The sequence below is a fragment of the Candidatus Eisenbacteria bacterium genome (assembly GCA_035577985.1).
Lineage (GTDB): Bacteria > Desulfobacterota > Binatia > DP-6 > DP-6 > DATJZY01.
In genome coordinates, this window is the sequence record DATJZY010000091.1 from 1 (window position 1) to 8886 (window position 8886).

The 8886-nt window shown below is 71.4% G+C and carries 11 protein-coding genes; 9 read left to right on the forward strand and 2 right to left on the reverse strand.

Translation table 11 applies throughout. The features are described from left to right. Positions 1-412: NUDIX domain-containing protein (locus VMS22_12680; GenBank protein ID HXJ34881.1), on the forward strand; the 412-nt coding region annotated here is incomplete at its 5' end. Next, on the forward strand, positions 409-1224 hold the full coding sequence (locus tag VMS22_12685; GenBank protein HXJ34882.1) for an MBL fold metallo-hydrolase: 816 nt from the start codon (positions 409-411) through the stop codon (positions 1222-1224). The genes VMS22_12680 and VMS22_12685, both read left to right, overlap by 4 nt. Here the strand turns inward: VMS22_12685 and VMS22_12690 are convergent. Both VMS22_12690 and VMS22_12695 read right to left on the reverse strand, forming a co-directional pair. Next, positions 1221-2462 carry a hypothetical protein gene (locus VMS22_12690; GenBank protein HXJ34883.1) on the reverse strand — a complete coding sequence of 414 codons (1242 nt, stop codon included), beginning with the start codon at positions 2460-2462 and terminating at the stop codon, positions 1221-1223. The two genes, VMS22_12685 and VMS22_12690, sit on opposite strands and share 4 nt — an antisense overlap. After that, positions 2459-3217: a septal ring lytic transglycosylase RlpA family protein gene (locus VMS22_12695; GenBank protein HXJ34884.1), complete on the reverse strand. Its 759-nt coding sequence runs from the start codon at positions 3215-3217 to the stop codon at positions 2459-2461. The genes VMS22_12690 and VMS22_12695 overlap by 4 nt, the downstream gene beginning before the upstream one ends. Before the next feature lie 114 nt (positions 3218-3331). On the opposite strand from VMS22_12695, the gene VMS22_12700 reads away from it, so the two are divergent. From VMS22_12700 to VMS22_12730, 7 genes are all read left to right on the forward strand, one after another. Further along, entirely contained in the window at positions 3332-4081 is a 750-nt protein-coding gene (locus tag VMS22_12700; GenBank protein HXJ34885.1) for a YebC/PmpR family DNA-binding transcriptional regulator, read from the forward strand. Positions 4082-4095: 14 nt separating this feature from the next. Then, complete coding sequence (gene ruvC / locus VMS22_12705; protein ID HXJ34886.1) at positions 4096-4629, forward strand: crossover junction endodeoxyribonuclease RuvC; 534 nt, start codon at positions 4096-4098, stop codon at positions 4627-4629. Further along, entirely contained in the window at positions 4626-5222 is a 597-nt protein-coding gene (gene ruvA / locus VMS22_12710; protein ID HXJ34887.1) for a Holliday junction branch migration protein RuvA, read from the forward strand. Before ruvC ends, ruvA begins: the two co-directional genes overlap by 4 nt. A gap of 20 nt (positions 5223-5242) precedes the next feature. Continuing rightward, positions 5243-6262, forward strand: coding sequence for a Holliday junction branch migration DNA helicase RuvB (ruvB, locus tag VMS22_12715; protein ID HXJ34888.1), 1020 nt, complete (start codon positions 5243-5245; stop codon positions 6260-6262). Further along, complete coding sequence (locus VMS22_12720) at positions 6262-6720, forward strand: thioredoxin family protein (GenBank protein ID HXJ34889.1); 459 nt, start codon at positions 6262-6264, stop codon at positions 6718-6720. Before ruvB ends, VMS22_12720 begins: the two co-directional genes overlap by 1 nt. Before the next feature lie 42 nt (positions 6721-6762). Further along, positions 6763-6978, forward strand: a complete 216-nt coding sequence (locus VMS22_12725) for a DUF2905 domain-containing protein (GenBank protein HXJ34890.1) — start codon at positions 6763-6765, stop codon at positions 6976-6978. Positions 6979-7106: 128 nt separating this feature from the next. Then, positions 7107-8886 (forward strand): HAMP domain-containing protein (locus VMS22_12730; protein HXJ34891.1); only part of this gene is annotated, 1780 nt, incomplete at its 3' end.

The window sequence follows — 8886 nt, forward strand, 5'->3', positions numbered from 1 at the left end:
TCGACGCATCCGCGGGGCGTGGACGGTGTGCCTCGCGGGCCGTCGCATCCATCCCGGCAGCGACCTCGTGTGGATCCTGCCCAAGGGGCACGTCGAAGAGGGCGAGAGCATGGAGGAGACGGCGCTCCGCGAAGTGCGCGAAGAGACCGGGCTCGTGGCGGAGATCGCCGGGCGTCTGGGCGACGTGACCTACTGGTACGCGCGCCGCGAGCCCGACGGCGCGCCGGTCCGCATCTTCAAACGGGTGCGCTTCTTCCTGCTGCTGTATCGCGGCGGTCGCTTCGCCGATCGCGACGACGAGATGGACGACGTGCGCTGGTTCTCGCTCGATCGCGCGGAGCCCATGCTCGCGTACGCGAACGAGCGCATGCTGATGGCGAAGGCGCGGGAGCTGCTGGCGGATCTCGCATGAGGACGGCGACGCTCGGCCCCGGTCTCACGGTCGTGCTGGCGCCGAATCCCGGCGTCATGACGGGCCCGGGGACGAACCAGTATCTGCTCGGCGAGCGCGACGCGCTCCTCCTCGACGTAGCGCAGCTCGGCGAGGAGAACCGGCGGCGACTCGAATCACCCGGACGCCGCATCGTCGCGCTCGCGCTCACGCACACGCACCCCGATCACGTGGGCGGCGCGCTCGAAGCCCGGCGCACCTGGGACGTGCCGATCGCCGTCCATCGCCGTCATGCGAACGCGACGGTGAACGGCCACGCCCTCGCGCCCGAGCGCCTGCTCGACGACGGGGACGAGGTGACGTACCCGGGCGGGCGGCTGCGAGTCGTCCACACGCCCGGGCACGAATCGGGTCACTGCTGCTTCTACGAGCCCGAGCGCCGGTGGCTCTTCACGGGCGACACGATCCTGTCGACCGGGACGACGGTCATCGCACCCCCCGACGGCGACATGCGCGCCTACTTCGCCTCGCTCGAGCGCCTCGCGACGCTCGACCTCGCGACGATCTTTCCGGGCCACGGCCGTCCCATCGATCGCCCGTACGAGGCGATCGCCGAGTACCGCGCGCACCGGCTGATGCGCGAGGAGCAGATCGTCGCCGCGCTCGGCGGCGGGACCGACCGCATCCCCGACATCGTCGCGCTGCTCTATGCCGACGTCCGGGCGATCCTGCACGGCATGGCCGGCCTCACGGTGCGGGCGCACCTGGACAAACTCATTGCCGAGGGGCGGGTCCGCGAAGCGCCGGGCGAGCGCTTCGAGCTCGCCTGCTAGGACGCGCGCATCGTCGAGCGCGACCAGACGCGCGGCGCGATCGTGCCCGCGGCCGGGCCGATCGTCACCAGCACGCGCGACTCGCGCCGCTCGATGCCGGCGGCGGGCAGGACGGGCGGGAGCGCGCCCGCGAACTCGCTCGCGTCGGCCGGCGTGTCCCAGACCGTGAGCCAGACGACGGTCACGTCGTCGCCGCGCGCGAGGGCACGAAAGCGATCGCCGGCCCAGCCCGCGGCCGCGCCCGCGGCGGTTTGTGGAGCGACCGTCGCGAGGAGGATCCGCACGTCGAGCTCGCCGAGCGTGTCCTCGACGATCGGCGTCCAGCTCCGTCGCTCGAGCTCGTCGGTGCCGCCGAGCGTGATCTGCGCCGGCGGGTCGCGTTCGTCGAAGTACTTCTGGTGGTGCAGGACCTGCTCGGTCGACGCCGGCGGATCGCGCTCGGCGTCGTCGACCGCGCGCCAGCCGCCGCGCAGGTATGCTGCCGCCGCGAACGACGTCCCCTGGTTGTACTGGAAGGCGAGGCCGGTGCGGATCACCTCCGGGATGTCGGGGAAGCGCGCCGCCAGCTCGTCGGGGATGCCGGCGACCTCCTCGAGCAGCTGCAGGACGGTCGCCTGGTCGAGATCGCCGCCGCGCACGTAGGCGATCGAGGCGAGGGTCGCGTCGCCTTCCAGCAGGGCGCGACGGGCGATCAGCCGATCACCGTCCGCGTTCGTGATCGGAGGCGCCGTCGTCGGCAGGCCGAAGTGCTGATCCTGCAGCGCGTGCGTGAGCTCGTGGGCGACCAGCATCTCGCCGAGCACGTCGCGACCGGTGAGAAACCCCATGACGCGGATGCTCAGCGGGCGGTCGTCGAGGGCGCCCGAGGCGAGCGCGAGCGTCTTGGTGCGCGGATCGTAGAGCGCCGCGATCTGATCGCCGTAGAGCTGCTCGAGAAGGGGGCGTAGGCTCGTCCCCGGCGGGAGGAGCCCCAGGCGCCCGTAGACGGCCGAGAGCCGCTCGAGATCGCCGGGATGGTATTCCCGATCGAGCTCGCTGCGGATGAGCGCGGCGACACCGGCCTGGTCGAGCACGCGCCCGGGCACGGGCGCCGTGAAGCGGAGCCCGCGCACCCCCTGGAGACCCTGCTCGATCGACGTCAGCGCGGGCTGGTTGATCGCACCGTGGCGGACGACCGGCCCGGGGCCGCAGGCGATCGCGACGCTCGCGAGCGCGAGCGCGGCGGTGATGCGGCTCATCGCGTCTCGTCCGCGATGACCGCCGGGTAGCCGAACCGGTTCACGAGCTCGGCGCGCGCGACCGCGACGCCGCGATAGGCGTACGGCCCGACGTGGACGCGGTAGTAGCGATCGCGGCCGACGTCGACCTGGCTCACCTGTGCGTCGGGGAATTTGAGCGCGATGCGGCTGCGCAGGTGCTCGGCCTTGCCCGCGTCGGAGAGCGTCGCCACGACCACCGTGTAGGCTCCGCGCGGCTCCGGAGGCGGGGGCGGCTCGGCGACGGGGGCCTTGGCCACGACCGGCGCGGGGGCGGGAGGCGGCTCGATCGGCCGTGCGCGCTCGCGCACCACGGGCGGCGCGGGCCGGCGCGAGGCGATGGCGACCGGCGCTCCTCCGATGACCTCGACCCGCACCGGCATGGTACCCGGACCGATCATGCCGATGATGCGCGCCGCCGCGTAGGAGAGGTCGATCACGCGGCCGCCGACGAACGGGCCTCGATCGTTGATGCGGACCTCGACCGCGCGGCCATTGGTGAGGCTCGTCACCATGACGCGGGTCCCGAGGGGGAGCGTCGTGTGCGCCGCCGTCAGCTCGTACTGGTCGTAGACCTCGCCGTTGGCGGTGCGCTTGCCGTGGAAGCCCGGACCGTACCACGACGCGACGCCCTCCTGCCGGCCGTCGCTGACGGGCGGGGCCACGGGCTTCGTGAGCGAGCACGCCTGGACGACGACCAGCGCCGCCACCACGCCGATCCGACCCCACCACCGCATCCGCGTGCCATTATGTCGCGCGCAGTCGCAGGCGCAAGCTCGCGAGGTTGTTCCCCATTCGCGACCGTGCTAGCGGACCTCCGTTGGGCCCGCGCGGCGCCCCTCGGAGGCATCATGTCCGGTCATTCCAAATGGAGCACGATCAAGCACAAGAAGGCCGCGAAGGACGCCAAGCGCGGGAAGATCTTCACCAAGCTCATCAAGGAGATCACCGTCGCGGCCCGCATGGGGGGCGGCGACCTCAACAGTAACCCTCGCCTGCGCACGGCGGTGCTGACGGCACGCCAGAACAGCATGCCGAACGACAACATCGAGCGCGCGATCAAGAAGGGGACCGGCGAGCTCGAAGGCGTGACCTACGAGGAGATCGCCTACGAGGGCTACGGACCCGGCGGCGTCGCGCTCCTCGTCCAGGTGGTGACCGACAACCGCACCCGCACCGTCGCCGAGCTGCGCAGCATCCTCACCAAGCACGGCGGCAACATGGGGGCGACGGGGAGCGTCGGGTACCTGTTCTCGAAGCGCGGGCTCATCACCGTCGAGCGCAAGGACGTCGACGAGGACAAGGTGATGGAGGTGGCACTCGAGGCCGGCGCCGAGGACGTCCGCGAGGCGGGCGACATCCTCGAGGTGCTGACGACGCCGGAGGGGTTCGAGGACGTGCGCCAGGCCCTCACCGCGGCCGGCATCACGCTCGCGTCGGGCGAGGTGACGATGATGCCGTCGTCGACCGTGACCGTGAGCGGGCAGGCGGCGCAGACGCTGCTGAAGCTCCTGGAAGCGCTCGAGGACAACGACGACGTGCAGACCGTGTCGTCCAACATGGACATCGCGGCGGAGGAGCTCGAGCAACTGTCCGCCTGAGGTTGGGAGGTGGCGTGAGGGCGCTCGGGATCGACCCGGGTAGCCGGGTGACGGGTTGGGGAGTGGTCGAGCACGCGGGCGCGGGGTTCCGCGAGCTCGCCAGCGGCACGATCCGCCTCGGCACCACCGACACGCTGGCCGATCGTCTCGCCCGGCTGCACGTCGAGTGCCTGGCGCTGGCGCGCACCTGGACGCCCGACGCGCTCGTGCTCGAGCGCAACTTCGTCGCCCACAACGTGCAGAGCGCGTTCCGCATCGGCGAGGTGCGCGGCGTCGTGCTCGCGGCCGCGGCGGCGGCGCGCCTCCGGGTGCACGAGTACGCGCCCGCGGCGGTGAAGCTGGCCGCCGTCGGACACGGGCGCGCCGACAAGGAGACGGTCGGTCGCGGCGTCACGGCGATCCTGCGGCTCGGTGTCCGCCCGCCGGCCGACGCGGCCGACGCGCTCGCGGTCGCGCTCTGCCATCTCCAGCAGGCGCCGCTCGAGGCGGCGATCGCGCGCGCCGAGCGCAGTGCTCGTTCGCGACGCGCGGCGGAGCGACACGAATGATCGCCCGGCTCGCGGGCACGCTCGCGGAGAAGGCGCCCGATCGGGTCGTCGTCGACGTGCAGGGCGTCGGCTACGTGGCCCTGGTCTCGCTCCAGACGTTCACGGCGCTGCCGGCGCTCGGCGCGGCGGTGCGATTGCTCGTCCACACCGAGGTGCGCGAGGACGCGATCGAGCTCATTGCATTCGCAGGGGAGGGCGAGCGCACGCTCTTCCACCTGTTGCGCAAGGTGAAGGGGCTCGGGCCGCGCACGACGCTCGCGGTGCTCTCGGGCATGCCGGCGCCCGAGCTGGCCGGGGTCATCGCCGCCGGCGACGTCGGCCGCCTCCAGTCGATTCCCGGCGTCGGCAAGAAGCTCGCCGAGCGCGTCGTGGTCGAGTGCCGGGCCGCGGCCGCGGCGCTGGCGAACGGGCACGCGCCCACCGCGATACCCGCGACCACGCTCGGCGGTGTCGCCGACGAGGCGGTGTCGGCGCTCGTCAATTTGGGCTACAAGCGCGCCGAGGCCGAGAGCGTGGTGAAGAAGGTTCGGACGGAGGGCGCGCCGCTCGAGGACGTGATCCGCGCGGCGCTGCGGGGGCTCGCGGGCGGGTGAAGCGCCCGGACGACAGCCCGATCGTCCCCGAGGCGTACGAGGAGGACAGCCTCGTCGAGGCGCCGCTGCGTCCGCGCACGCTCGACGAGTACGTGGGCCAGGAGCCGCTGCGCGAGAACCTGCGCGTGCAGATCGAAGCCGCGCGCGCACGCGGCGACGTGCTGGACCACATCCTGCTCTGCGGCCCGCCCGGCCTCGGCAAGACCTCGCTCGCGAACGTCATCGCCAACGAGCTCGCGACCGGGCTCCGCCCGACCTCGGGGCCGGTGCTCGAGCGGCCCGGCGATCTCGCGGCGTTGCTCACGAACCTCGATCGCGGACAGGTATTCTTCGTCGACGAGATCCATCGCCTGAACCACGTCGTCGAGGAGACGCTCTACCCGGCGATGGAGGACTTCCAGCTCGACATCGTCGTCGGTCAGGGCCCGACGGCGCGCTCGCTGAAGCTCCCGCTGAAGCCCTTCTGCCTGGTCGGCGCGACCACTCGAGCGGGCCTCCTGACCTCGCCGCTGCGTGACCGCTTCGGCGCGACCTTCCGCCTGGACTTCTACGCGACGGCCGAGCTCGAACGCATCCTCGCGCGCTCGGCACGCATCCTGGACGTGCCCCTCGACCCGGACGGGGCCGGCGAGATCGCGCGCCGCTCGCGCGGCACGCCACGAATCGCGAACCGCCTCTTGCGGCGGGTGCGCGACTACGCGCAGGTGCGCGCGAACGGCCGCATCACGCAGGACGTCGCACGCGGCGCGCTGCGGCTCCTCGAGGTCGACGAAGCGGGCTTCGACAAGATGGATCGTGCGCTCCTGCTCGCCATCATCGACAAGTTCGCGGGCGGTCCGGTAGGCCTCGACACGCTCGCCGCCGCCATCGGCGAGGAGCGGGACACGATCGAGGACGTCTACGAGCCCTTCCTCATCCAGGAGGGTTTCCTCGCCCGGACCCCGAAGGGCCGCGTTGCGACGGCGATCGCATACGGCTACTTCGGCCGCCGCGCCGGGACGCAACCTCCGGAACCCGGCCAGCAAGGGAGGCTCCTGTGATGACTCGTCTCTTCGCCGTCGCCGCGCTCGTCGTCGCCATGGCGGCGTCGGCGGGCGCGCACGACTGGAACGACAAGGCGATCGCCTGGAAGAGCCTCGACGAGGGCCTGGCGTTGGCCAAGAAGGAGAAGAGGCCGATCTGCCTCATCGTCTACACCGAGTGGTGCCCGCACTGCGCGAACTACTCGAAGGTGTTCAGCGACGCGAAGGTGGTCGATCTGTCGAAGAAGTTCGTGATGATCCGGCTCGATCAGGACAAGGACAAGGACCAGGTCGCGAAGTACGCCCCGGACGGCGGCTACATCCCGCGCACGATGTTCCTCGCCCCCGACGGCGCCCTCGACGCCGAGCTCCACGCGCCGCGCGACAAGTTCAAGTACTTCTACGACGAGAAGGACCCTGCCTCCGTGCTGGCCGGCATGGACGCGGCCTTGAAGAAGTTCTCCAGCCCGAAGTAGCCCGGGTGGACGAACCCACGCGCCGGGCGCATGCTCGGCGTCGTGAGTGACCTCGGCCGCATGCTGGTGGTGGCGGGCCTCGCCATCGCGGTGCTCGGCCTCGTGCTCCTGCTCGGCGCGAAGGTGCCGTGGCTCGGGCGGCTGCCGGGTGACATCAACGTCGAGCGCAACGACTGGTCCTTCCACTTCCCCATCGTCACCTGTCTTGTGGTGAGCGTCGTGCTGTCGCTGATCGTGAAGGTCCTCTTCCGTCGCTGATCGCGAGATCTTCGTCTTTTCAGTGAGTTAGGCGAATGGATCCGCCTTGCCTTCAACGGCATCGCCCCCTATCATCGCGCCTTCCCATGCGGGAGCGGTCCGAGTCGGGGCCTGCGGAGGATCCGCAGGTGGGGGGGCGTCGGCGCTGGCGCGAAGGCTGGGTCATCCTGGCGACCGGGCTGGCGGTCGTCCTCTTGGCGATCTTCGAGACGAGGCCGCCCGGCGGCGGCGTCGGCGGGACGATGAGCGACGCCATCATCGTCGGCCTCCTGCAGGTGAACCTGATCCTGCTGGTGCTGCTGGTGTTCCTGGTCGGACGGAACATCGCGAAGCTCGTCCTGGACCGGCGGCAGCGGATCCTGGGCTCCCACCTCCGCACGCGGCTCGTCGTCGCCTTCGTGGCGATCGCGCTCCTGCCGACGACGCTGCTCTTCGTCACGGCCCAGGTCCTGATGTCGAACTCGATCGAGCGCTGGTTCGACGGCCAGGTCGAGAAGGCGCTCGAGGGCTCGCTCGACGTCGCCCAGGCGTACTACCAGGACCTGGCGAGCGACTCGCTCGGCTTCGCGCGCAAGACCGCGGCGCAGGTCGTGACCCACGGGCTCCTCGCGCCCGACCGGCGTGGTCGCCTGAAGGAATTCCTGACCGCCCGCCGCGACGACTACCAGGTGGACCTGATCGAGGTCTTCGCCGACGGCGACAGCCTGGCGCGGGCCCGCCGCCCCGAGCTCACCGGGAAGCTCGGCGTGGAGCCGTTCTCCGCCTTCGTGCGCGAGGCGTTCGCAGGCAAGGAGGGGACGAACGTCGAGACGCTCGGCGAGGGCGACATCATCCGGGCCGCCACGCCGATCACGATCGACGGGCACGTGCGGGGCGTCGTCGTCGTCGATGCGCTCGTCCCGAAGAGCGTCATGAAGCGGCGCGCGGCGATCGACGAGTCGTTCCGGCAGTACCTGCGCCTGAAGGTGCAGCGCCGGCCGATCACGACCAACTACACGATCATGCTGCTGCTCGTGACGGCGGTCGTGCTCTTCTCCGCTACCTGGGTCGCGTTCTACGTCGCGCGCGGCATCACCGTGCCGATCCAGCGCCTGGCCGAGGGCACGCGCGCGGTCGCGCACGGCGATCTCGACCAGCGCATCCCCGGCGAGGGCGACGACGAGATCGGCACCCTGGTCACGGCCTTCAACCACATGACCTCGGACCTGCAGCGCAACCGCACCGAGCTCGACGCGCGCCGCCGCTACCTGGAGATCGTGCTCGCGAACATCACCGCCGGCGTCGTCTCGACGGACGCCACGGGCTGCATCACGACCATGAACCGCGCCGCCGCCTCGCTTCTCGGCGTGTCGGCCGCGGCGTCGGTCGGCCGGCGCCTCGCCGAGGTGTTCGCGTCGCCCTCCCACGGCGAGATCCGCGAGATGGTGGCCGACCTCGTGCACGACGACACGGCCATGCCGCCGTACGCCTCGGTCGAGCGCCATCTGGAGCTCGCGCGCGACGGGCGCGAGGTGGCGGCGCTGCTCACCGGGACGCGGCTCGTCGACGAGGCCGGCACGCCCCAGGGCGTGGTGCTCTTCCTGGAGGACGTGACGCACCTCCTGCGCGTCGAGCGCATGGAGGCGTGGCGCGAGGTCGCGCGCCGCATCGCGCACGAGATCAAGAACCCGCTCACGCCGATCCAGCTCTCGGCGCAGCGCCTCCGGCGCCGCTACGCCGCCCAGCTGGAGGACGGCGGAACCGTCTTCGAGGACTGTACGCGGACGATCATCCAGCAGGTCGAGGAGCTGAAGGCCCTGGTGAACGAGTTCTCGACCTTCGCGCGGATGCCGGCGGGTGCGCACACGCGCCAGGATCTCAACCGGCTCGTCGAGGACGCCATGGTGCTCTTCCGTGAGGGGCATCGCG